20 protein-coding genes are annotated in these 21,966 nt (G+C 66.9%); 1 reads left to right on the top strand and 19 read right to left on the bottom strand.

Translation table 11 applies throughout. The annotated features are described in order from the left end of the window. Window positions 1–35: 35 nt before the first annotated feature. Genes IE097_RS12635 through IE097_RS12580 form a run of 12 tightly spaced genes read right to left on the bottom strand, consistent with a single transcriptional unit; the run spans window position 36 to window position 13,889 of the window. Window positions 36–1,061 (bottom strand): glycosyltransferase family 9 protein, encoded by a 1,026-nt coding sequence (locus IE097_RS12635; protein WP_189461203.1) that lies wholly within the window; start codon window positions 1,059–1,061, stop codon window positions 36–38. After that, complete coding sequence (locus IE097_RS12630) at window positions 1,058–2,230, bottom strand: O-antigen ligase family protein (protein WP_189461202.1); 1,173 nt, start codon at window positions 2,228–2,230, stop codon at window positions 1,058–1,060. Before IE097_RS12630 ends, IE097_RS12635 begins: the two co-directional genes overlap by 4 nt. Further along, window positions 2,227–3,276, bottom strand: coding sequence for a glycosyltransferase family 9 protein (locus tag IE097_RS12625; RefSeq protein ID WP_189461201.1), 1,050 nt, complete (start codon window positions 3,274–3,276; stop codon window positions 2,227–2,229). The genes IE097_RS12630 and IE097_RS12625 overlap by 4 nt, the downstream gene beginning before the upstream one ends. A gap of 22 nt (window positions 3,277–3,298) precedes the next feature. Beyond that, window positions 3,299–4,411, bottom strand: coding sequence for a glycosyltransferase (locus IE097_RS12620; RefSeq protein WP_189461200.1), 1,113 nt, complete (start codon window positions 4,409–4,411; stop codon window positions 3,299–3,301). Continuing rightward, a complete protein-coding gene (locus tag IE097_RS12615; RefSeq protein ID WP_189461199.1) occupies window positions 4,408–5,598 on the bottom strand; it encodes a glycosyltransferase family 4 protein in 1,191 nt (396 codons plus the stop codon). The genes IE097_RS12620 and IE097_RS12615 overlap by 4 nt, the downstream gene beginning before the upstream one ends. Continuing rightward, window positions 5,595–6,719 carry a glycosyltransferase family 4 protein gene (locus tag IE097_RS12610; protein WP_189461198.1) on the bottom strand — a complete coding sequence of 375 codons (1,125 nt, stop codon included), beginning with the start codon at window positions 6,717–6,719 and terminating at the stop codon, window positions 5,595–5,597. The genes IE097_RS12615 and IE097_RS12610 overlap by 4 nt, the downstream gene beginning before the upstream one ends. Then, entirely contained in the window at window positions 6,716–8,548 is a 1,833-nt protein-coding gene (gene asnB, locus IE097_RS12605) for an asparagine synthase (glutamine-hydrolyzing) (RefSeq protein ID WP_189461197.1), read from the bottom strand. The genes IE097_RS12610 and asnB overlap by 4 nt, the downstream gene beginning before the upstream one ends. Before the next feature lies 1 nt (window position 8,549). After that, window positions 8,550–9,548, bottom strand: a complete 999-nt coding sequence (locus IE097_RS12600; RefSeq protein WP_189461196.1) for a glycosyltransferase family 9 protein — start codon at window positions 9,546–9,548, stop codon at window positions 8,550–8,552. Next, window positions 9,545–10,642, bottom strand: a complete 1,098-nt coding sequence (locus tag IE097_RS12595; protein WP_189461195.1) for a glycosyltransferase family 4 protein — start codon at window positions 10,640–10,642, stop codon at window positions 9,545–9,547. Before IE097_RS12595 ends, IE097_RS12600 begins: the two co-directional genes overlap by 4 nt. A gap of 10 nt (window positions 10,643–10,652) precedes the next feature. Next, entirely contained in the window at window positions 10,653–11,798 is a 1,146-nt protein-coding gene (locus IE097_RS12590; protein WP_229797572.1) for a glycosyltransferase family 4 protein, read from the bottom strand. Then, entirely contained in the window at window positions 11,795–12,892 is a 1,098-nt protein-coding gene (rfaQ, locus tag IE097_RS12585; RefSeq protein WP_229797571.1) for a putative lipopolysaccharide heptosyltransferase III, read from the bottom strand. The genes IE097_RS12590 and rfaQ overlap by 4 nt, the downstream gene beginning before the upstream one ends. Then, window positions 12,885–13,889: an NAD-dependent epimerase gene (locus tag IE097_RS12580; RefSeq protein WP_189461193.1), complete on the bottom strand. Its 1,005-nt coding sequence runs from the start codon at window positions 13,887–13,889 to the stop codon at window positions 12,885–12,887. Before IE097_RS12580 ends, rfaQ begins: the two co-directional genes overlap by 8 nt. An 81-nt stretch (window positions 13,890–13,970) precedes the next feature. Between IE097_RS12580 and IE097_RS12575 the strand changes: the two genes are divergently transcribed. Next, on the top strand, window positions 13,971–14,726 hold the full coding sequence (locus IE097_RS12575) for a glycosyltransferase family 2 protein (RefSeq protein WP_189461192.1): 756 nt from the start codon (window positions 13,971–13,973) through the stop codon (window positions 14,724–14,726). 27 nt (window positions 14,727–14,753) lie between these two features. Here the strand turns inward: IE097_RS12575 and msbA are convergent, their stop codons facing one another. The 7 genes from msbA to IE097_RS12540 form a co-directional block, all read right to left on the bottom strand. Next, entirely contained in the window at window positions 14,754–16,490 is a 1,737-nt protein-coding gene (gene msbA / locus IE097_RS12570; protein WP_189461191.1) for a lipid A export permease/ATP-binding protein MsbA, read from the bottom strand. A gap of 39 nt (window positions 16,491–16,529) precedes the next feature. After that, window positions 16,530–17,252, bottom strand: a complete 723-nt coding sequence (locus IE097_RS12565) for a 16S rRNA (uracil(1498)-N(3))-methyltransferase (RefSeq protein ID WP_189461190.1) — start codon at window positions 17,250–17,252, stop codon at window positions 16,530–16,532. 2 nt (window positions 17,253–17,254) lie between these two features. Further along, window positions 17,255–17,440, bottom strand: coding sequence for a hypothetical protein (locus tag IE097_RS12560; RefSeq protein WP_189461189.1), 186 nt, complete (start codon window positions 17,438–17,440; stop codon window positions 17,255–17,257). An 18-nt stretch (window positions 17,441–17,458) separates the two neighbouring features. Continuing rightward, on the bottom strand, window positions 17,459–18,373 hold the full coding sequence (gene lpxC / locus IE097_RS12555) for a UDP-3-O-acyl-N-acetylglucosamine deacetylase (protein ID WP_189461188.1): 915 nt from the start codon (window positions 18,371–18,373) through the stop codon (window positions 17,459–17,461). 171 nt (window positions 18,374–18,544) lie between these two features. Further along, the gene (gene ftsZ, locus IE097_RS12550) at window positions 18,545–19,720 is read right to left on the bottom strand and encodes a cell division protein FtsZ (protein WP_189461187.1); all 1,176 of its coding nucleotides are present in this window, start codon (window positions 19,718–19,720) and stop codon (window positions 18,545–18,547) included. Window positions 19,721–19,768: 48 nt separating this feature from the next. Beyond that, the gene (ftsA, locus tag IE097_RS12545) at window positions 19,769–21,001 is read right to left on the bottom strand and encodes a cell division protein FtsA (protein WP_189461186.1); all 1,233 of its coding nucleotides are present in this window, start codon (window positions 20,999–21,001) and stop codon (window positions 19,769–19,771) included. Between the two features lie 72 nt (window positions 21,002–21,073). Next, window positions 21,074–21,862 carry a cell division protein FtsQ/DivIB gene (locus tag IE097_RS12540; protein ID WP_229797570.1) on the bottom strand — a complete coding sequence of 263 codons (789 nt, stop codon included), beginning with the start codon at window positions 21,860–21,862 and terminating at the stop codon, window positions 21,074–21,076. Window positions 21,863–21,966 lie beyond the last annotated feature (104 nt).

Raw genomic sequence — 21,966 nt, 5'->3', positions numbered from 1 at the left:
AAAGAACGGAGTCTATCGGCCCGGCGCCCCCCCGGCTAGTCGCTTGCGCCACACAGACGCCGGTGCGCGGCGAAGACCGCGTCGACGCTGATCGCGTTCACGTCGCGTTCCTCGGTCTGGAGAATTTCGTGGGGTACGCTCCAGGGCGCCCATGCCGCGGCGTTGCTGTTGCCGAACAGCGCGACCACCGGTTTGCCGAGCCCGGCTGCGACATGCATCGCGCCGCCGTCGGCAGTGATCACCTGATCGCACAACTGCACCGCCGCCATCAGCTCGGCCAGCGACGTCGTGCGGATCGGCAAGAGCGGCAGGCCGGGGCTGGCGGCGACCAGCGCGGCGGCCTTGTCGTCGTCACCGGGATGGCGCGGATCGTCGGCGGCACCGGGCGACCAGAGGATCACCAGCTGGCACGGCCCCGCCGCAGCCAGTCGCCGCGCCAGCGCCGCCAGCCGCTCGACCGGCCAGCGCTGCTTGACCTTGCGGGCGCTGAGCTGCAGCGCATACACCGGCACGCTGCCGTCGATACCGTACTCGGCGCGCAAGGCGGCGACGCGCAAGGCATCGGCGAACAGCCGCAGCGGACCGGGTGGCGAGTGGATGCCAAGTGGCGCCAGCAGCCGGTGCAGCCGTTCGACCAGATGCTCGCTGCCGAACTCGGGCGCCGTCACCAGATCGGTGATGCGCGGATGACCGGGCCGGCCGGCGTCGCACAGCGCGACCACGCGCTTCGCACCGGACAGCGTGGCCCATTGCAGCGGGCGCTTGTCCCACGCCTCCTTGGCGACGATGGCGATATCGTAGCCGGCACGGCGGATCGCCAGCACGGTACGGATCCGCTCGGAAATCACCTGCCACGCCGACTCGCCGGCATCGCGGTGATGCAGCTTCTTGTAGCGGTAAACGCGCGCGACGTCCGGATTGCCGTCGAGAATCGCCTCGTTGTAGCTGTTGACCAGCACGTCGACTTGCCAGCCCGGCTGCGCTGCGAGCGCACGGAGCAGCGGCGTGGTCAGGATCAGGTCGCCGATGTTGTCGCGACGGATCAGCAGCACCCTCGTCATGCCGGCCTGCCGTAACGCGCGCTCTGCGCCAGCGCGATGCCGGCGAACAGTCCCAACGGCGCCCATGCCAGCGGCTCCGTCATCCCCAGCACGCCGTAGAAACCGATCAGGCCCAGCAAGGCCGCCTCGGCCAGCGGATTGCCTTCGCGGCTGCGCAACCACAACAGCCAGGCACTGCGCAGCATGATGGTCAGCAGCAGCGCGGCGCCGACCAGACCGGTCGCAAACGCGACCTCGAGCCAGATGTTGTGCGGGTGGGTCGCTTCCTTCCACACCCAGTCGTCATGCTTCGGCGCCTCGGCGGCGAAAGTTTTGCTGAAGTTGGCGTTACCGTAGCCGTGGCCGAGCAGCGGCCTGTCGGCGATCATCGTTACCGTCGGGGTCCACAGTTTGTCCAATCTGCCCGACGAGTCGCGCTGCGACAGCTTGTAATGAAGGAATTCGTAGGTCTTTGGCGCCATTGTCTTGGTTGCGTAAACTGCGCCGACCGAACCGAGTCCGGCAACCAGGATCAGGGCAAGCAGATGCGTGCGACGGAGATTGCGAATCGCGAACAGCAGCAGGATTGCCGACATCGTCAACCATGCGCCGCGAAAACCCATGATGACCATCGCCAGCATCTGGAACAACAGCAGCGGCCAGACCAGTAGCCGCCAGCTTCGTTCCAGTGGCGCCTTGAGTGCCATCAGCAACCAGGGCAGAAAAACGAGAAAACGGAAACCGTAATCACGGATGTAGAGACGGATCTCCCACTCCCCCTGATAACGGTGCAGTTCCAGCACGTAAAGCACCGTCGTGATCGCCGATGCAAGCACGCCAAGCTTCAGCTGCATTCTGCCGTCGAAACAGGACGAGATCGCCAGAACGGCCAGCAACAGCACTGACGGCCCCAGCACGCTGCGCACGTACTCGGAATGACTGTCTGCCCAGCCATGCGTTGCCACAATGGATACGGTGTTGAGCACGAGGTAGCCGATCCAGGCACCAGCCAGCCAGCCGTCCATCCTGGGCCGAAGCCGGTAGAGTGCCGCCACCGACAAGATCAGCAACAACCCCAGGCTCGTGTTGCGCAACCCTGCAAGCGCCGTGTTGATCGACAGTGGCATCAGCACCACCATGAGCACCAGAATCGCATAGGCGATCGGACTTCTATTTTGAGTCGGCATCATGCACCCGGGATAGAGCTGCGCACGGTCCGCAGTAGCAAATCGAAATAATCATCGCGCTCGTACACACCGCAACGCTTGAACCCGGCCGCACATTGCCCGGCCTTGGGCAGGTAGTTGCACGGCACGCAGGGCATGGCCTTGAACACGATCCGGCTGGTCGCGCCCGGATGGACGGTATGCACCGGCAGGTCGTGCGACATCGCTGCAATGTGGCCGTCGGCGAACAGTTGCGCCAGGTGCGAGACGAAGCTGTCGACGGTGATCACCGACAGCGCATGCCTGAGGACGTAGAGCACGTCGTTCAGTGTCGGCGTGATCTCGCAGCGGATGCCGAGTGCTGCGTAGTCGGCCATGGTCGTGTCGCCGGGGCCAAAGAAAGCACGGACTTCGACGCCGGGCAGCGCCGCGACCAGCCGCGCCAGAAACGCCGGCGGCATCGTCTGGAACGATGCGCCACTCGGAAACACCGCCAATGCCGGCACCGGCAGCGGTGAGACGTAGTCGCCGAGGGCGTTGCCGATGTTTACCTTCAATTCGTCGACCGTCGCGTACAGCGCGCGGCCGAGGTCGATTTCGCTGAAGCCATGGTACTCAGCCAGCGGCGCCCACATTTTGATCGCGTAGTAGTCGGGCGCTTCGCGGCGCCAGCGGGTGTTGCCGATCAGGCGCTTGTCGGTCAGCCAGCGCGCCAGCCGCACCACACCGCCGGGAGCCTGATAACCGGTCGACGCCTGTCGGCGGCGTTCGGCGAAGTTGTTGATCCAGTCCGGACCGAACCAGTTCTTGTACGCCGAACCCAGCGTCGTCTTCGCGGCACTGGTATAGAAGCGCGGATGCGCCGAGCCGTTGCTCTTGTCGATCGGCAGCACCTTGGCCCACGGCAGCAGCGCCTGGATCAGCGGCGCGGCGAGCGAACGCGGATAACAGACCACGTCGTCGGCGAAGATGCCCGGCTTGAGCGCGTGCAGCGCCGCCATGCCGTATGCGGCCATGATGGCGTCGCCCTGACCGCCCTGCATGATGACCGACTTGACTGCTCGTTTCATGAACAAACCTGAGGTAGTGGATCTAGCCGCCGACGGCAGCAGCGCAGTAGGCGTCGAAATCGGCGGCGATGCGCGACCAGCCAAAACGCGCGCGCACCATCGCGGTTGACGCCGCAATCACGTCGCCGCGTTGCGGCGTGTCGAGTGCGCGCAGGATATCGCCAGCCAGCCCCATCGCGTCAAGCGGATCGCCGATCAGGAAGCCGGTCTCGCCGTCGACCAGATATTCGGGCATGCCGCCACGCCGCGATGCCAGCACCGGCACGCCGGCGGCCATCGCTTCGATGGCGACCATGCAGAACGGTTCCTCGAACAAGGATGGGACAACGACCAGATCGGCGGCGCGGTACGCGGCCTGCATGCCCTCGGGCGGCAGCGAACCGGCAAACACGCCGTCGCCAAGCAGGCCGACCGCGTCGCGGACCGTGCGCACGTAGCCGGCGCGCTGACCGGTCAGCCTGGCCGGATCGCTCTCACCGACCAGCAGCAACCGGCAGCGCGCAGCCAGTTCGGGTGACGCGAGGAAGGCGTTCGCCAGCGCCAGTGCGCCCTTTTCCTCGGAGAAACGTCCGGCGAACAGCACCGTCCGCTTGGTACTCGGAGGCAGCGCCAGTGGCGCTTGCCGCGGTGCGTCGAGATCGACGCCGTTGGCGATCACACGGATGTCGCGTGCCTTGCTGTTGGCCGCGTACCAGTCCTGCAGGTAGCGGCTCGGCACCACCAGCCTGTCATCGGCGCCCAGCTGCGCCGCCGGCTGTTCATTGTGCATGTGCAGCATCAGCGGCAGCCCGCGCGCGCGGCGCTTGATTTCGGCGTAGGTGGTGACCGAATTGTGGACGTAGACCAGTTCGGCACCACTGCGGCGCGCCTGCGTCAGCACCCGACCAGCATAGCCGTAGGGGTCGAGCTTGGTCCATTTCTGGAACAGCCGCTTGTACGTCCGGCCGATCTCGACACGGTGGATGCGCAGCCGCTCGGAAACCCGTTCGTCGACCGCATAGCCGGGCTGGTGCGTGCACGCGATCAGCATGTCGTGTTGCGAACGCAGGCCCACCTGGTACATCCACCACTCGACAGCGGCGCTGTGGCGCGGCGGCACCGGGTGAATCGGCGCGCACGTCATCAACAGCTTCACCGGGCGGCTCCGGCGGTCGCGTCGCCGATCGTCGCATCGATGGCGTCGGCAATCCGGTGGGCGCGGGCTTCCCAGCTGTACTGCAGCGCCAGTTCGCGTGCCGTTGCGGTCAGCCGCGCGGCGACCTCGGGCCGGGCCAGCAGCGTATTGATGCCTTCGGCCATCGCCTGCGGCGACGCAGGCGCGACCAGCCAGCCGGATTCGCCGTGCACCAGCACCTCGCGGATCGACGGCAGGTCGGCAACGACGATGGGCTTGGCCAGCGCCATGTATTCGAACAGTTTCAGCGGCGAGGTATAGCGGCTGGCGATGCTGGTTTCGGTCAGCGGCAGCAGGCAGATATCGTGTTCGGCAATCAGCGCGAAACGTTTGGCCGGCGCAATCGCACCGATGAAATCGATCCTGCCGTGGACGCCGAGTGCCATCGCCTGCGCGCGCAGTTCGTCGATGCGCTCGGCGTTGCCACCGGCGATCGTCAGCCTTGCACCGTCGACATGAGCCATCGCCTCGATCAGCGTCGGCACGCCTTTCCACGGGTGCAGGCTGCCGAGGTACAGCAGCCGGGCCGGCGCCGACGGCGACCACGGTGCATCGGTGAACGCCGCATTCGCCGCCGTCAGGTCGACGCCGTCGGCGGCAACCCAGGCCGGCGTACGCACCTGATAGTCGCGGCGCACGTCGTCGATCAGCAGCTGCGTCAGCGCGAACAGGCCGGTGGACTTGCTGTAGACATTGGCCTCGCGTTCGCGCAGCGTCGCGTGCTTGCCGGCCTGCTTGCCGCGCAGCTGCGGATGGTCCTCGCGGTAGGTCTGGGCGAAGATTTCATGCGTTTCGAAAAACAGCTTCACGCCGGGGCAGTGCGCCAGCAGGTAGTCGGCCAGCTTGAGGTTGCGCACGAAGACCGCGTCGACGTGATGACGCTTGAGCCAGCGCACCGCCTGGATGAAGAACGGCAGGTTGCTGTTGACCGGGAAGAACCAGCGCCGGCGCCAGTCGATCTGCGGATGCAGGATCACCCCGGCGGCCAGCGGCCGGCCGAGGATGGCCTGGGTGTCGAACGTCGCCGTCGGCGTCACCAGATCGACCATCACGCCGACCCGCGCCAGCGCATCGACGTTCTGCAGGATCTGCAGCGCCTCGACGTCGCCGCCGGGCACCGGGTGCGGATCGATATACGCGAGCCTCATGCCCGGTCTCCCTGCGCATCGCCCAGCGCGGCCAGCAGCCGCTGTGCCGATTGCGTCCATGTGTATAGGCCAACGATGCGCGCGCGCGCGCGTTCGCCGATCGCCCGGCCGCGGTCGGGCAATCCGTGCAGTGAGCGCACCGCGTCGGCAATCGCCGATGCGTCGCCGGGGCTGACCAGCACGCCGCAGCTGCCTTCGTTGCCGACGACCTCGGGGATGCCGCCGATATGGCTGGCGATCACCGGCAGTCCGCACGCCATCGCCTCGGCGATGGTGATGCCGAACGCTTCGTCGCCGATGCTCGGGAATACACCGGCGTCGGCCGCAGCGTACCAGTCGGGCAGGCTGGCGTGCGGCTGCGCCGGCACGAACAGCACGCGCCCGGCCAGACCCAGTTTTTGCGCCTGCGCTTTCAGCTCGTCGAGCGCGTCTCCGCCGCCGATCAGCAGCAGCCGCGCCTTCACGTCGCTCAGTTGCGCCAGCGCATCGATCGCGACCCGGATGCCCTTCCAGCCGACCAGCCGGCCGGCGAAGGCCAGCACGAACTCGTCCTCGCCAATGCCGAGTTCGGCGCGCCTGGCCGCGCCGTCCAGCGGGCGGAAATGGTCGACGTCGACGCCGTTGTAGATCACCTTGGGGAAGCGCTTGTAGTGGTGCTGCAGCTGCCAGGCGTTGAAGTGGCTGCACGCCATCCATGCATCGATACGTTTGGCCAGCTTGCGGTCGCCACGGAAGAAATCGGTGCCGCCACTCATGAAGGCAAAACGGGTGCGGCTGCCGGCCGGCATCAAATGCGGCCAGAAGAAGTCGAACGGTTTGGTCAGCACGACCCAGTCGAGATCGAGCCCGGCAACGGCCTGCCTGGCGTTGCGCGCCATGCTGTAGCGCTCGGCCAGCCGGCGGAAGCGGCTGCCGAAGTTCGGGAAACGCTCGCGCGAGCGGAACGCAAAGGTATGCACCCCGATGTCGCGGCCGCCGAGATCGGGGCGGATGTCGCCGTTGCCGCCGATCACGTGGACTTCATGGCCGAGGTCGGTCAGCGCCGCCGCCAGCTGCCAGACGGCGGTCTGCACGCCGCCGAACGACACCGTCGCGGTGACGTCGATAAAGCCGATTTTCATCGCAGTTCCGTATCCAGTTGCTTCAGTTGCGCCAGCGACGCGTCGAGCATCAACAGCTGCAACACCTGTTCGGCGTAGCGGCGGTTGCCCTCGCGATAGGCGGCAACCAGCGTATCGACGGCGACGGCGTCGAGCAAGCCGTCACTATTCACGGCCAGCCTTGCGCCAAGCCCGGCGTAGCGGTCGGCCAGATCGCTCGAGAGCCAGTGCGTCAGCGGCGGATTGAAACCGCGCTTCTTCTGCAGGAAGGGGTTCAGCGCGTCGGGCAGGCCGGCCATCGCCGGCGCCAGCAGCTGCTTGGCCGGATCGGTAAAACGCCTGGCCGCCGGCTGCGCCAGCACGCTGGCGACGAAATGGTGGTCGAGCAGCGGTGCGCGGCCTTCGAGGCCGTGCGCCATCGTCACGAGGTCGGCCTTGCGCAGGATGTACTCGGGCAGGTAATTGGCCAGATCGCGGTTCAGCAGCGATTCGACCGGGCTCGCCGCCGCCACGCCGTCGCGCCAGTAGTGCGGTCGCGCCGGCCTGGTCGGCATCAGCGCGGCGCGCTGCTGCGGGCTGAAGCCCGAAAAGCGCAGGCTGTAGGCGTCGCCCCATGAAAGACCCGCTTCCTGCGCCAGCTTGTTGCGCCCGAGCACGTCCGGTTTGTACGGCAGCGGCAAGCGGAAACCACCGCGCCAGCTCGATCGCAGATGCTGGCGATAACGCTTGTAGCCGGCGAACAGCTCGTCGCCGCCGTCACCGCACAGCACGACCTTGACCTGCTCGCTGGTCTGCCGCGACAGATACCACATCGGCAGCGCCGACGGATCGGCGAACGGCTCGTCGAGGGTCGCAACGATCTCGTCGAAATCGGCCGCGATGGTATTCGGCACCTCGATCCGTTCGTGCCGCAAACCAAGATGCTTGGCGATGCCGGCGGCCGCACCGGATTCGTCGAGCGTGCTGCCCGCGAAAGCGGCGGTATAGGTACTCAGATCCTTGTGGCCTTGCGCGGCCAGCCGGCTGGCGATCACGACCGAATCGACACCGCTCGACAGGAACACGCCGACCGGCCGGTCGGCAACGGTGCGCAGGCCGATGGCCTCGTCGAGCAGCGCCAGCGGCTCGCCCTCGCCCGCTGCGGGCTGCCAGTAGGCACGGTTTTCGAGCTTGCCGCTGTCGAGGTCGTAACGCAGCAGGTGGCCGTTTTCGAGCCGGCGCAGGCCGCTGAAGATCGTCCGCGGCGCCGGGATGTAGCGGTGCGCCAGGTAGGCGGCGAGGCCGTCGGCATCGAGCTTGCGCGCTGAGGCCGGCACCAGCGGCATCACCGCACGCACCAGCGAGCCGAAGGCGAAGCGGCCTTCGTCGCCGTGGTGGTAGATCAGCGGCTTGAGGCCCAGCCGGTCGCGCGCCAGCCACAGCGTACGGGTGCGCCAGTCGAGGATGGCCAGCGCGAACATGCCGCGCAGCTTCGGCAGCAGCGCCGCGAAGCCCCAGCGCTCGTAGCCGCGCAGGATGAATTCGGTATCGGAGCGGGTGTTGAACACGACACCTTCGCGCGCCAGCGCGGCCGCGTCGTCCTCCCAGCCGTAAACCTCACCGTTGTAACAGATCCAGATGTCGCCGGCGTCGTTGCGCATCGGCTGGTCGGCCTCGGGGCGCGGATCGCGGATCGACAGCCGGCGGTGCAGCAGGCCGCATTCCGCGTCGGTATCGCTGCGGCTGCCGTCACGGCGCCAGCCGGTCACGTGCGCGGCATCGGGGCCGCGCCGGCGCAGGGCGTCGATGGCCGCGTCGATGGCCGTTCTCGGCAGAACCTCGGGGAGGAAAAAACCGGCGATGCCGCACATGTCAGTCGTCTCCGAGTCGTTGCTGCACGGCAGCCCAGACGGTATCGACGCTGATGTCGGCCATCGGCGCATCGCGACGCGCGTCCTCGCCGGCTTCCGGGTGCTCGAGCACGGTCAGCGCCGGGTGCTGCAGCGGTGCGAGCAGGTAACCGGGGTGGAAGGCGTGGTACATCGCGACCATGGGCACGCCGAGCGCGCCGGCGAGATGGGTCGGGCCGGTATCGACGCCGACGTACAGCGCCAGCCGCGCCATGATCGCGGCGTTTTCGCGCATCGTCACCGTGCCGGCGAGCACGCTGACGCGGTCCGATGCCAGTTCGGCTTCGAGCTTCAGCGCCGCGTCACGGCCCTCGGGGCCGCCGAGCAGCACCAGCTGCACGTCGGGATAGCTGGCGAGCAGGCGCCGGGCCAGCTCGGCGAAATGGCCCAGCGGCCAGTCGCGGTAGGCCTTGGCCGGGAAGCTCTGCAGCTGCAGGCCGACCAGCCGCCGGCCGGCAACCCACGCATCGGCCTTCGCGGCCTCGGCCGGTGTCACCGTGTACGCAAGCCGCCAGTCGTCGACGGCCAGACCCAGCGGTGCGAGCAGCATCGCGCGTTCCTGCTGCGCCGGCGTCGGCTGCGACGGGGGAGGTACCAGCGTCACGTTGGCCGCGGCGGAGCCCGAACCGAAAGCAACGACCTTGCGCGACACCCGCGCGGCGTAATCGGTGAACTCGCTGTCGTCGCCGTAGACCAGCGCCAGATCGTAGTGCTTCAGCCCGAAACGGCCACGCCACGGCGCGCTGCGCTTGGAGATCGTCGCCAGCCGGTCGATGAAAGGCAGGTGTTCGAGCACCTCGGCACGGCGATGGTGGGCCATGACGGTCAGCTCGGCGTCCGGATAGGCGGCCTTGAGCCGGCGCAGCACCGGCGTCACCAGCAGCGTATCGCCGAAGCGCGCAACGACGATGACGAGGATGCGCCGGACCGGAGTCTGTGGAGTCAGGGCGGGTTGGATCATCGGGCGATGGCGGCGCCGAATACCGCTTCCATCCGGTCGAGCATGCGCTCGAGCCCGAAGGTAGTGCGCGCGTGCGCCAGCCCGGCCGAGGCATAACGCTGCCGCTGCGCGGCGTCACCCATCAGCGTGGCCAGCGCCTCGGTCAGTGCCTTCGCATCCTGCGGCGGCACCAGCGTGCCGGTCTGGCCGTCGAGCACCGCTTCGGCGATCGCGCCGACCGGGGTGCTCACGACCGGCAGCCCGCAAGCCATCGCCTGCATGATGCCCTGCGGCACACCTTCGTTGCCGTACGACGGCAAGGTGAACAGGTCCATTGCCGCCAGCCAGTCGGGCACGTCGTCGCGGTTGCCGGCGAAGATCACGTTGGTCCAGCCGGCCTCAAGAACGCGGCGCTCGAGGTTCTGCCGCTGCGGGCCGTCGCCGACGATCAGCAGCTGCCAGTCCGGAAAGCGCTCGGTCAGCGCCGGCCACGCGTCGAACAGATAGCCGTGGCCCTTCCAGTTGCGCAGGGTCGCGAGGATGCCCAGGGTCGGCTTGTCGGCCAAGCCCAGCCTGGCGCGCGCAGCGCTGCGGCTCAGCGGCGGCGTGAAGCGTTCGAGATCGACGCCGGTCGGGATCGACGTCATCCGGTTCAGCGGGAAGCCGTTGTCGCGGTTCAGCGTCTTGCGCAGGCGCTCGCCGGTGGTGACGATGTGGCGGGTCGCGTTCAGGTAGAGCCAGCGCGTCGTCGCGCTCCTGTTGATGTCGGTCGACACGTGGCGGGTGCGCACCACCGGCGGCACGCCGGACAGCGTCGCCCCGGCAACGGCGACCAGCCAGGCATCGGTCGAGCTGTGGGTGTTGATCACGTCGAACTCGTGCTTGTGCCGGGCCAGCCAGCCGCGCATCGCCAGCAGGCTGCCGACGCGCTTTTTCTCGATCGGCAAGGCCACCGCCGGAATGCCGCGTTCGAGCGCGGCCGGGTAGATGTTCGAATTCGGGCAGGCAAGGATGGTCACCTGGTGGCCACGGGCCAGCATGCCGGCGGCTTCGGTCAGGATGCGGATTTCCTGGCCGCCCCAGCCGCACGATGATTCGGTATGCAGAATGCGCATCGGATTCTCTTCAGGTCTGGTCGGTCCGGGCCAGCAGGCGGGCGTAGAGCGCTTCGAGCTCGCCGGCCATGCGGGCCAGGGTATGGGGTTCGGCCGTCTTGCGCGCGGCCATGCGCAGCGCGGGCCATTCGTCGCGGCGCGCCAGCCAGATGCCGACGGCGCTGCGGTAGCCTTCGACGTCGAGCGCATCGTTGGTCCAGCCGTTCACGCCCTCGCTGATCCACTCCGCCGCACCGCACATCGGGCTGGTGAAGACCGGCAGCCCGGCGGCAAAGGCTTCGACGCAGACATTCGGAAACGGGTCGTACAACGTCGGCAGGATCAGTGCATCGGCCGCGCCATAGACCGGCTTGACATCGGCGACACCGCCGAGGAAACGCACCCGCGCGGCAACGCCCAGCGTCTCGGCCAGCTTCCGGTAGCGTTTGGCGTGCTTGTCGGCGCCGGCGATCACGAGGTGGACGCCGGGATGCGGCACGATCGCTTCAAGCGCGGTCGCCACACCCTTGCGGGCAAAACCAGAGCCGACGTAGGCCAGCAGCGGTGCATCCTGCGGCACCTGCCACTCGTCGCGCATCGCCACACGGTGACGCACCAGGTCCGGGTGGAAGGCGTCCGTATCGACGCCGTTGTAGATCAGTTCGAGCTTGTGATCGGGCACGGCAAAGCGGTCGGCGATCTCGTCGCGGACCAGCTTGGAATTGCAGATCACCGTCTGCAGCGCCGGGTGCCGGAACATCTCGGTCTCGGCCTGGCATACATAGCTGTGATAGGGGCTGAAGAAGCGGATCAGCCGCGCCGACAGGCCCTGTACGCGCGACAGCTGCTCGAGCCAGACGGCGTGCACGCCGTCGCCGGCACGGAAGATCGCCGCACCGGGAATGCGTTCGTGGCTCTGCACCAGATCGAAGTTCTTCAGCCGCTTCTGCACCGCACGGGCAAAGCCGCGGTCGCGGCCGAGCCGGCCCGAGTAGCGCGGATTCACCGTCTCGCTGTGCCAGCTGCTGTCGCCCTGCTGCCACTGCCGCGCCAGCAGCGTCACGTCGAGTGCGCCGCGCGCCGCCAGCGCGTCGAGCGCGCGCGCGACGAAGCGCTCGGCGCCACCGTGCGGGTTGTACTTCTGCCGGACGATGGCCAGCCGGATCGGCGCGGTCAACGGCTCACTCCACGGCCCGTTTCGGCAAGCAGTCCGTCGAGTTCGGCGAGTACGCGTTCGGGCGTGATCGCGGTCAGGCAGTCGCTGACCTTGCTGCCGCCGCAGCCGTCCTGGCCACAGGGGCGACAGGTGAACGGCTCGGTGATCAGCCGGTGCGGCGCGCGCCACGGCCCCCATTCGATGTCGCCGGACGGGCCGAACAAGGCCACGGCCGGCGTCTGCGTCGCCGCGGCGAGGTGCATCGGCACCGAATCGACGCCAACGAAGGCGCGCGCGCCGGCGATCAGCGCACCAAGCTCCTTCAGCGACAGCTGGCCGGACAGGTCGGCCACCGGCCGCGCCAGTTTCGCCTTGAGCTGGGCGATCCAGTCGAGTTCGGCCTTTGACGGTGCCGCCGACAGCACCACGGTGTCGCCACGGGCGGTCAGCGCGTCGATCAGCGTCGCCACGTGCGCCACCGGCCAGGTCTTGAACAGCCAGCGCGACGTCGGGTGGATCAGGAGGTAACCGCCCCTTGCGACACCGTGTTCGGCGAGCTTGGTTTGAACCGACGCCTCGGCGTCGGGACCGGCGACGAAGCGCAGCGGCTTGCTCGCTTCGGTCGGCTGGATGCCGATCCGGCGCAGCGCGTCGAGATGGATGTCGACCGTATGGCGGCGGTTGCCGCCGACGACCGGGTAACGCGCGGTGAACGACTTCGCCCACGCTTTGCTGGCGCGCGCGCTGGTTTTCTTCACGTTCGGCGCGACCGAGACACGCGGCTTCAGCAGGCGCGCCAGCCGCGCACCGTGCCAGTGGTCGGTCAGGTGGACGATCAGGTCGTAGTCGCGCGACTTCAGCGCCTTGTACAGCCCCCAGTAACGCGACAGCTGCGCCAGCGGGCCCAGCTTGCGCCAGTCGCGGCCGATCGTGTGTACCGTGTGCACGTGCGGGTGCAGGGTCAGCATGTCCTGCGTGTCCGAGTACACCAGCGCGTCGACCTCGATGCCCGGATGCGCCTCGGTCAGCGTGCTGAACACCGGACCGGTCAGCAGCACGTCGCCGTGGTGGCGCAGCTTGATGACGAGCGCACGACGGAACGGCGCATCAGACACCGTGATAATCCTTGAACCACGCGACAAAGCGGCCGAGCCCTTCGTCGAGCGAGATCCGCGCGACCGGGCCGACGATGGCTTCGAGCGCCCGGGTGTCGGCATAGGTTTCCGGCACGTCGCCGTCCTGCATCGGCAGGTAGTTCTTGTTGGCTGTCACGCCGAGGTGCTTTTCCAGCGTGGCGATGAAGTCCATCAGCGGCACCGGATTGTTGCCGCCGATGTTGAGGATCCGGTACGGCGCCCAGCTGGTGCCCGCCTTGGGCGCCATCACGTCGAACCCGGCGTCGGGCGTCGCCGGTTTGGCGAGCAGGCCTTCGATGCCGGCGATGATTTCGTCGATGTAGGTGAAATCGCGGCGCATCCTGCCGTGGTTGTAGACGTCGATGGTCTCGCCGTTGACGATCTTCTGCGCGAACTTGTAGTACGCCATGTCCGGCCGGCCCCACGGACCGTAGACGGTGAAGAAGCGCAGCCCGGTCACCGGCAGGCCGTACAGGTGGGCGTAGCTGTGCGCCATCAGCTCGTTGGCACGCTTCGTTGCCGCGTAGAAGCTGACCGGGTGGTCGGCCGAATCGGTTTCGGCAAACGGCAGCTTGCGGTTGCCGCCGTATACGCTCGACGAGCTGGCAAAGATCAGCTGGCCGACCTTGCCGTGACGGCAGCCTTCGAGCACATGGGTGAACCCGACCAGGTTGGCATCGCTGTACGCCAGCGGCGCCTCGAGCGAATAACGGACGCCCGCCTGCGCGGCGAGGTGCACGACGGCGTCGTAGCCGCCGTCGCGGATCAGTGCCACACAGGCCGGATCGGCCAGGTCGCGTTCTTCGAAGCTGAAACCGGTCCGCGGCGCCAGCTGCGCCAGTCGCGCGCGCTTGAGCGCCGGATCGTAATAGGCGTTGATGCTGTCGATGCCGTGGACGGTATGGCCGGCGGCAAGCAGGCGCTGGGCAAGATGCAGGCCGATAAAGCCGGCTGCGCCGGTAACGAGTATGTTCATCTGGGTGACCGCGTGAGGGGCCGGGCTTGTGGATGCACCGGCGTTTGTCCGATTATATCCAGTTTTCAGCCACGCCTTCCCATGCCAGCAGCAACCCTGGGCGTTGCCCTGATCACCAAGAATGCCGAAGCCCGCCTCGCCGAATGCCTGTCGGCGCTGGCCTTCGCCGACCGGATCGCCGTGCTCGACTCGGGCAGCAGCGACGCGACCGTGCAAATTGCCGAAGCGCACGGTGCCAGCGTCGCCGTATCCTGCGACTGGCCCGGCTTCGGCGTGCAGAAGAACCGCGCGGTGGCGCTGCTCGACACCGACTGGGTGCTGCTGATCGATGCCGACGAAGTCGTCACGCCCGAACTCGCCGCGTCGATTCGCGCGGCGATTGCGGCGCCGCAGGCCGACGTCTACCGGCTGAACCGGCTGTCGAGCTTCTGCGGCCACTGGATGCACCATTCGGGCTGGTATCCGGACTGGATTCCGCGGCTGTTCCGGCGCGGCGCGGCGCGCTTTTCCGACGATCTGGTACACGAGCGGCTGGTGTTCGACGGCCCGGCCGCCGCACTCGGGGGCACGCTGCTGCACTACTCGTACGAGACGCACGCCGACGTGCTGCGGAAACTCGACACGTATTCCGAGGCCGGCGCCCGCCAGCGCCACGCACGCGGCGAATCCGCGTCGCTCGCCAAGGCGATCGGCCGCGGCCTGTGGGCCTTCGTGCGCACCTATATCGTCAAGCGCGGCTTCCTCGACGGCGCCGCCGGTTTCCAGGTTGCGGTGTTCAACGCCGAAACCGTCTACTACCGCTTCCTCAAGCTCGCCGCGCTGAACCGCCGGCCATGAAAAACGGGGCCCGGGCCCCGTTTTTCGTTACGCCTCGTGGAACTGCACCGCGTGCATCTGGGCGTACACGCCCTTCTTCTCGATCAGTTGCGCATGGCTGCCGATCTCGACGATGCGCCCGCCGCGCATCACCACGATGCGGTCGGCGTTCTCGATCGTGCTAAGCCGGTGGGCGATGACCAGCGTCGTACGGTTCTTCATCAGGTTTTCCAGCGCCGCCTGCACCTTGCGCTCGGACTCGGTGTCGAGTGCGCTGGTCGCCTCGTCGAGGATCAGGATCGGCGCGTCCTTGTAGATCGCCCGTGCGATCGCCAGCCGCTGGCGCTGGCCGCCCGACAGCCGCACGCCGTTCTCGCCGAGCATGGTGTCGAAACCGTCGCTCATCCGCTCGACGAACTCGGTTGCGAATGCCGCGTCGGCTGCCGCCTGCACGCGTGCCGGATCGGGATGTTCGTCGCCGTAGGCAATGTTGGCGGTTACCGTATCGTTGAACAGCACGACGTCCTGGCTGACCATCGCGAACTGGCGGCGCAGGTCGGCAAGTTTGTACTGATCCACCGGCACGCCGTCGAGGTCGATTTCGCCCCCGGTCGGCTCGTAGAAGCGTGGCAGCAGGTTGGCGAGCGTCGTCTTGCCCGAGCCCGAACTGCCGACCAGCGCGACCGTTTCACCGGGCGCGACCTTCAGGTCGATGCCGGACAGCGCCGGCTTGTCCGGATCGCCGTAATGGAACTGCAGCGCCTTGATGTCGAGCTCGCCCCGGGCGCGTTCGATCTGCCGCGTACCGGTATCGTGCTCGGCCATCTCGTCGAGCACGCCGAACACCGACTCGGCCGCCGCCATGCCCTTGTGGAACTGCTCGTTGATCTTGGTGAGATTCTTCACCGGCTGCTGGATCGCCATCATCGCGACCATGAACGACACGAAGGCACCGGCGGTCAGCGCACCGGTCTGCGCGCGCAGGCTGGCGAAGTAGATGATGATCGCCAGCGTGATGCCGATCAGCAGCATCACCAGCCCGGAGTTGGCGCCCGACGTGGCGTTCTGCTTGACCATGATGCTGCGCATCCGGTTGTTGATGTTGAAATAGCGAAGCCGCTCGTACGGGAAGCCGCCGAAGATCTTCACCACCCGGTGGCCCGAGAGGCTTTCGTCGAGGATGCGCGTCATTTCGCCCATGGTTTCCTGCGACGAACGCGACAGCTTGCGCTGGCGCTTACCGACGATGCGGATGCTGGCAGCGACGCCGGGGAGCAGGATCAGGCACAACAGCGTCAGCTGCCAGTCGTGGTACAGCATCACGCCGAGGAAGGCGACGATCGAGAAGCTGTCGCGCACCAGCACCGTCAGCACCTGCACACCGGCGTTCATCACGTTGCCGATGTCGAAGGTGATCCGCGACAGCATCACGCCGGTCGAGCTCTGGTCGTAATAGCGCGTCGGCAGTTTCAGGTACTGCTCGTACATTTTCTGCCGCAGGTCGTGCATCACCCGCGCGGACAACCAGCCGCTGGCGTAATCCGAACCGAAGTTGGTCACCAGCCGCAGGATGGCCAGGCCGAAAATCTGTGCCGGCAGCACCCAGGCGGCGGTATGCGCAAGCGAGTGCGCCTGGAGGTTCTGGTCGACCAGCGGTTTGAGCAGCACCGCCAGCCCGGCGTCGACGCCGGCGGCGAGGATCATGCAGACGATGGAGCCGGCAATCACCGGCCAGTAGGGGCGGATCTCGCCGAGAAGGCGCGTGTACAGCAAGCGGTTGTTCATGCTTTGCCTGAGATGGAGCAAAGCCCGATTATAGCCGGATCAGCCGTCGCCCCAGCGTGCCTGCGCCAGCGCCAGCAATGCCGGGCCGGCGGTCTCGGTACGCAGGATGCGCGGGCCGAGCACCAGCGGCGTGAAGCCGGCAGCGATGGCCAGCTGTTCCTCGGCGCTCGAGAGGCCGCCTTCGGGACCGACCAGCATCGCCACGCTGCCTGCCCGATCGGCCAGCGAACGGAACGACTCCGCACCGACCGGCGACATCAGCAGCCGCAAGTCGAGCTGCGGCAGCGCCGCCAGTGCGTCGGCCAGCGCTGCGACCGGATCGATCTGCGGCACGCGGGTACGGCCGCTCTGCTCGCACGCCGCTGCAGCGACAGCGCGCCAGTGAGCGAGCCGCTTCTCGGCCCGTTCGCCCGACAGCCGCTGCTGGCAGTACTGGCTGTAGACGGGAACGATGCGGCTGATGCCGAGTTCGGTCGCCTTCTGCACCGTAAAGTCCATCCTTTCGGCACTCGAGACCGCCTGCAGCAGCACGGTCTGCAGCGGCGACTCGCGCTCGACCGCATCGAATCCGCCGACCTCGACGTCGACATTGCGCTTGCCCATGTTCGTCACCGTTGCGGCGAACTCGCCGCCACGGCCGTTGAATAGCGTGATGGTCTCGCCGGGCTGCATCCGCAGCACCTGGACATGGCGGGCCAGCGATTCGGGCAGCGAAAGCGTATTACCGCCGGCAAGCGGTGCATCGAGGTAAAAGCGGGGCATAGTCAGAGCCAGAAGATCCGTTCGATCGCGAGACCGACGAAGAACAGCAGCACGAGCGCCAGCGTCGCCGCGATCACCCGGCGGAGGAACACCAGCCAGTAGCGATCACGGGTGCGCAGGTAGCGGAACACCGACCAGCCGGCGAGGACGACGGCCAGGACGAAGAGAATGCGCAGCACGGCGAACATGGTGCTCCGCGCGGCAGGTCAGATGCCGATCGGCGGCAGGGCGTGGAAGGAACTCGGCACGTCCTCGTCCCGTTCGAAGCTGACGAACTCGTAGCTGTCCGGGTCGTCGAGCAGCGCACGCAGCAGCTTGTTGTTCATCGCGTGACCGGACTTGTAGCCGGAGAACGCGGCGATCAGCGGATGGCCGAGGATGTACAGGTCACCGATCGCGTCGAGCACCTTGTGCCGGACGAACTCGTCCTCGAAACGCAGGCCACCGTCGTTGAGCACGCGGTATTCGTCGATGACGACGACCGAATCCATGCTGCCGCCGCGCGCCAGACCGTTGGTGCGCAGCATCTCGACTTCCTGGATGAAGCCGAAGGTCCGCGCCCGGGCAATCTCGGACACGTAGTTGGTGGTCGCGAAATCGAGCGTGATGGTCTGCGCCGACTTCTTGAACGCCGGGTGCTGGAAATCGATCTTCAGCGACACCTTGTAGCCGTCGTGCGGCTCGAGCTTCACCCACTTGTCGCCTTCGACCACCTCGATCGGCTTCCTGACACGGACGAAGCGTTTGGGCGCGGCCTGGTCGACGACACCGGCGCTTTGCAGCAGGTAGATGAACGGCGCGGCCGAGCCGTCCATGATCGGCATTTCGGGTGCGTCAACCTCGACGACGACATTGTCGACGCCGAAGCCGGCGAACGCCGACATCAGGTGCTCGATCGTGCCGACACGCACGCCATCGTTGATGAGCGTGGAGGAGAGTCGTGTGTCGTTCACGAGCGAGGGCCCGACCCTGAACGGCGCCGAATCGGGCAGATCGACGCGGTGGAACACGATGCCGCTGTCGACGGGGGCGGGCTTCAGCACGAGCGTGACACGCTCGCCCGAATGCAGGCCGACGCCGACCGCACGGACCGTGGTTTTCAGGGTTCGTTGCTGAAACATGGATTGCCTTGGCCAAACGGATTCATGCGGACAATTCTAGCAGCCCCGGGTCATGGGCTGGATTGATCGTCGCAATGCTTCCGATTGCCGTTCTGTATCTACCGGGACAAAGCGCAGGCGTCCTCCGCCCTGCGGTACACCGCAGGGCGTTCAGGTCGCGCGCATGAACGATCAGTCCGCCTGACGACGCAGGAAGGCCGGAATGTCCATGTCGACATTGCCGACCACCGAGCGCGAATCGGAACCGGCCGAGCTGCGGCGGTTCGGGCGCATGCCCGGCGGCAGGTCGAACTCGCTCCAGTCGGTGCTGTCGATCGAACGGTTGTCGGTGCCGGTCTTCAGCGGCTGGCTGGCCACGACCTGCATCACCGGCTTGCCGGTTTCGCGGGCGCCGAGGCCGGTCGCGATCAAGGTCACGCGCAGCTGGTCACCGAGGCTGTCGTCGTACACCACGCCGTGCTTGACCACCGCGTCTTCGGCCGCACCGGCTTCGACGATCTCGCGCACCTGGCGGATTTCGCTCTTCTTCAGCGTGGTCTTGCTGGCGCTGATGTTGACCAGCACGCCGCGGGCGCCCTTGAAGTTGATGTTGTCGAGCAGCGGGCTGCGGATCGCTTCCTCGGCCGCCTCGACCGCACGGTTCGGACCGGCCGCATGGGCGGTGCCCATCAGCGCCATGCCCATTTCCTGCATCACGGTCTTCACGTCGGCAAAGTCGACGTTGATCAGGCCCGGGTAGTTGATGATCTCGACGATCGAACCGACCGCGTTGCGCAACACGTCGTCGGCGGCGCGGAACGCTTCGTCGATGGTGACGTCGTCGCCGAGCACTTCCTCGAGCTTCTGGTTCGAGACGACGATCAGCGAGTCGACATAGCGGCCCAGCTCGTCGATCCCGGCCTGCGCGACCTTCTGACGGTTGCCTTCGTCCAGTCCCGGCTTGGTGACGACGCCGACGGTCAGGATGCCCTTCTCGCGCGCGACTTGCGCGATCACCGGTGCTGCGCCGGTACCGGTACCGCCGCCCATGCCGGCGGTGATGAACAGCAGGTCGGCGCCGTCGATCAGCTCGGCGAGCTGCTCGCGGTCTTCCTCGGCGGCTTCACGGCCGATGTCCGGGTTGCAGCCGGCGCCGAAACCGCGCGTCAGCTCCTGGCCCAGCGGCACGATGTGCTCGGCTTTCGACAGCTTCAGCACCTGTGCATCGGTGTTGGCCGAAATGAACTGCACACCGGCGAGGGCGTGCTCGATCATGTTGTTGATTGCGTTGCAACCGGCGCCACCAACGCCGATCACCTTGATGTTGACGGCGTGTGCGACGTCGTGGACTTCGATACTCAATGCCATGATGACTCTCCTTCTTGACCCGATTCTAACTTACTGACCCGAAACTGACTAAAAATTATTCTGGAACCACGATTTCATGCGGCCCAGAATGTCCCCGAACGATCCGTCCTTGGCCTTGCCGGCCGGATTCTTGTGGTATTGCTCCCTGGCCAGCAACAGCAGACCCACCGCGGTCGAGTAGCGCGGATTCTTGACGACCTCCGCCAGCCCGCCGACATACTTCGGCAGTCCGAGGCGCACCGGCATGTGGAAGATCTCTTCGGCGAGCTCGACCATGCCCGGCATCAGCGACGCGCCGCCGGTGATGACGATGCCGCTCGAGAGCCGGTCCTCGAAACCGTTGCGGCGCAATTCGGCCTGGACCAGCGCGTACAGCTCCTCGATCCGCGGCTCGACGACCTCGGCCAGCGTGTGCCGGCTCATCTGGCGCGAACCGCGCTCGCCGACCCCCGGCACCTCGATCATCTGTTGCGGGTCGGTCATGTGCCGCAGCGCGACGCCATGCTGGATCTTGATGTTCTCGGCCTCGGCCGTCGGCGTACGCAGCGCCATGGCGATGTCGTTGGTGATCTGGTCGCCGGCGATCGGGATCACCGCGGTGTGGCGGATCGCGCCGCCCATGAACACCGCCAGATCGGTCGTGCCGCCGCCGATGTCGACGAGGCAGACACCGAGTTCCTTCTCGTCGTCGGTCAGTACCGACGTCGCCGACGCCAGCGGCTGCAGCACGACTTCGGCGATCTCGAGCCCGCAACGGCGCACGCACTTGGTGATGTTCTGCACCGCCGAGACGGCACCGGACACGATGTGCACGTTGACGTGCAGGCGCACGCCGGACATGCCCAGCGGTTCCTTCACGCCTTCCTGGCCGTCGATCATGTATTCCTGCGCCAGGATGTGCAGCACCTGGTGGTCGGTCGGAATGTTGACCGCGCTGGCGGTCTCGATCACGCGCTGGACATCGGCGTCGGTGACTTCCTTGTCCTTGATCGCGACCATGCCGTCCGAATTGATGCCCTTGATGTGGCTGCCGGCGATGCCGGTGAACACTTCGCGGATCTTGCAGTCGGCCATCAGCTCGGCCTCGCCGAGCGCGCTCTGGATCGCGCCGACGGTCTTCTCGATGTCGACGACGACGCCGCGCTTGAGACCGCGGCTGGTTGCCGACCCGAGGCCGACGACGTTCAGCATGCCGTCATCCTGGATTTCGGCCGCCACGGCAACGATCTTGGACGTGCCGATATCGAGCCCGACGATGAGGTTGTTCGCGTCTCTACTCACAGAAGCCTCTTTCTTACTCAACGCAATTCAAAACAGGCCGGCACGCACGCGCCGGCCGCGGATTCTTGCCCGCTACGCCGAGGCGTTGCGGGGTTTGGGTTTCACTGCCGCCGGTGCCGACGCCTTGGCGGCCGGTCTGGCCGCGGCAGGACGGGCACCGGATTTCGGTGTTTCTTCCGGCTTGTAGGCCGGTAGCCGGACGGCAAAGCCGTTCGGGTAACGCAGGTCGACGTATTCGAACGGATGCTTCTCGGCGATCAGCGCCAGCGAGTTCGGGTACGCGACGGCAAAGCGACGCACGCGTTCGACCGCATCGTCGCGGCCGACTTCGACGACCACGCCGTTGTCGAGCTGGAAGCGCCAGGCACGCCGCGGTGACAGCCACAGGTGCGTCGGTGCTTTCTGCAGCGGCGCCATCGCGCCCTTGAGCATCCGGTAGCCCTCGACCATCAGTTTCTCGGTCCCCTCCGGGCCCTCGAGCACCGGCAGCTTGTCGTTGCTGGCCGCGTCGAAACGCTCGCCATAGGTGTTGAGCAGTGCCACGGACCCCCAGCGGGCGTAGGCGTGCTGCTCTTCGATGTTCACTTCGAGCCGGTCCGGCCAGCGCCGGCGCACGTTCACCTCGCGCACCCACGGCAGCTTTTCGAACGCCTGCCGGGTCTTGTCGAGGTCGAGCGTGAAGAAGGTCCCTTTCAGCTCGTTCTTGATCACGTACTGCAGCTGTTCCTTGGTCACGTGCGACAGCTCGCCGTCGATCTTGACCTGCCGTACCGGAAACAGCGGCGAATGGATGGTCAGGAACACCAGCGAATAGAACAGCAGCAGCACCGCCATCGCGGTGAGCAGGTTGGCGAACCACATCAAGAGCTGCGGCCTATCCCACATGGAAAAACCCCGCCATGCCTACGACGCAGCGGTGATGCTGCGTCGTGCGCTGCACGCGATCCTTATGGGCCATACGCCCA

This window comes from Jeongeupia chitinilytica, assembly GCF_014652315.1.
GTDB classification, from domain to species: Bacteria; Pseudomonadota; Gammaproteobacteria; order Burkholderiales; family Chitinibacteraceae; genus Jeongeupia; species Jeongeupia chitinilytica.
This window is presented reverse-complemented; position numbering and strand designations above follow the sequence as displayed.

Excerpts from the sequence above, each read along its gene's own strand:
- msbA (WP_189461191.1), bottom strand. The coding sequence starts at position 16,490 with ATGAACAACCGCTTGCTGTACACGCGCCTTCTCGGCGAGATCCGCCCC.
- lpxC (WP_189461188.1), bottom strand. The coding sequence starts at position 18,373 with ATGTTTCAGCAACGAACCCTGAAAACCACGGTCCGTGCGGTCGGCGTC.
- IE097_RS12625 (WP_189461201.1), bottom strand. The coding sequence starts at position 3,276 with ATGAAACGAGCAGTCAAGTCGGTCATCATGCAGGGCGGTCAGGGCGAC.
- IE097_RS12595 (WP_189461195.1), bottom strand. The coding sequence starts at position 10,642 with ATGCGCATTCTGCATACCGAATCATCGTGCGGCTGGGGCGGCCAGGAA.
- IE097_RS12600 (WP_189461196.1), bottom strand. The coding sequence starts at position 9,548 with ATGATCCAACCCGCCCTGACTCCACAGACTCCGGTCCGGCGCATCCTC.
- IE097_RS12575 (WP_189461192.1), top strand. The coding sequence starts at position 13,971 with ATGCCAGCAGCAACCCTGGGCGTTGCCCTGATCACCAAGAATGCCGAA.
- IE097_RS12615 (WP_189461199.1), bottom strand. The coding sequence starts at position 5,598 with ATGAGGCTCGCGTATATCGATCCGCACCCGGTGCCCGGCGGCGACGTC.
- IE097_RS12560 (WP_189461189.1), bottom strand. The coding sequence starts at position 17,440 with ATGTTCGCCGTGCTGCGCATTCTCTTCGTCCTGGCCGTCGTCCTCGCC.
- asnB (WP_189461197.1), bottom strand. The coding sequence starts at position 8,548 with ATGTGCGGCATCGCCGGTTTTTTCCTCCCCGAGGTTCTGCCGAGAACG.
- IE097_RS12565 (WP_189461190.1), bottom strand. The coding sequence starts at position 17,252 with ATGCCCCGCTTTTACCTCGATGCACCGCTTGCCGGCGGTAATACGCTT.
- IE097_RS12630 (WP_189461202.1), bottom strand. The coding sequence starts at position 2,230 with ATGATGCCGACTCAAAATAGAAGTCCGATCGCCTATGCGATTCTGGTG.
- ftsZ (WP_189461187.1), bottom strand. The coding sequence starts at position 19,720 with ATGGCATTGAGTATCGAAGTCCACGACGTCGCACACGCCGTCAACATC.
- IE097_RS12610 (WP_189461198.1), bottom strand. The coding sequence starts at position 6,719 with ATGAAAATCGGCTTTATCGACGTCACCGCGACGGTGTCGTTCGGCGGC.
- IE097_RS12635 (WP_189461203.1), bottom strand. The coding sequence starts at position 1,061 with ATGACGAGGGTGCTGCTGATCCGTCGCGACAACATCGGCGACCTGATC.
- IE097_RS12580 (WP_189461193.1), bottom strand. The coding sequence starts at position 13,889 with ATGAACATACTCGTTACCGGCGCAGCCGGCTTTATCGGCCTGCATCTT.
- IE097_RS12540 (WP_229797570.1), bottom strand. The coding sequence starts at position 21,862 with ATGTGGTTCGCCAACCTGCTCACCGCGATGGCGGTGCTGCTGCTGTTC.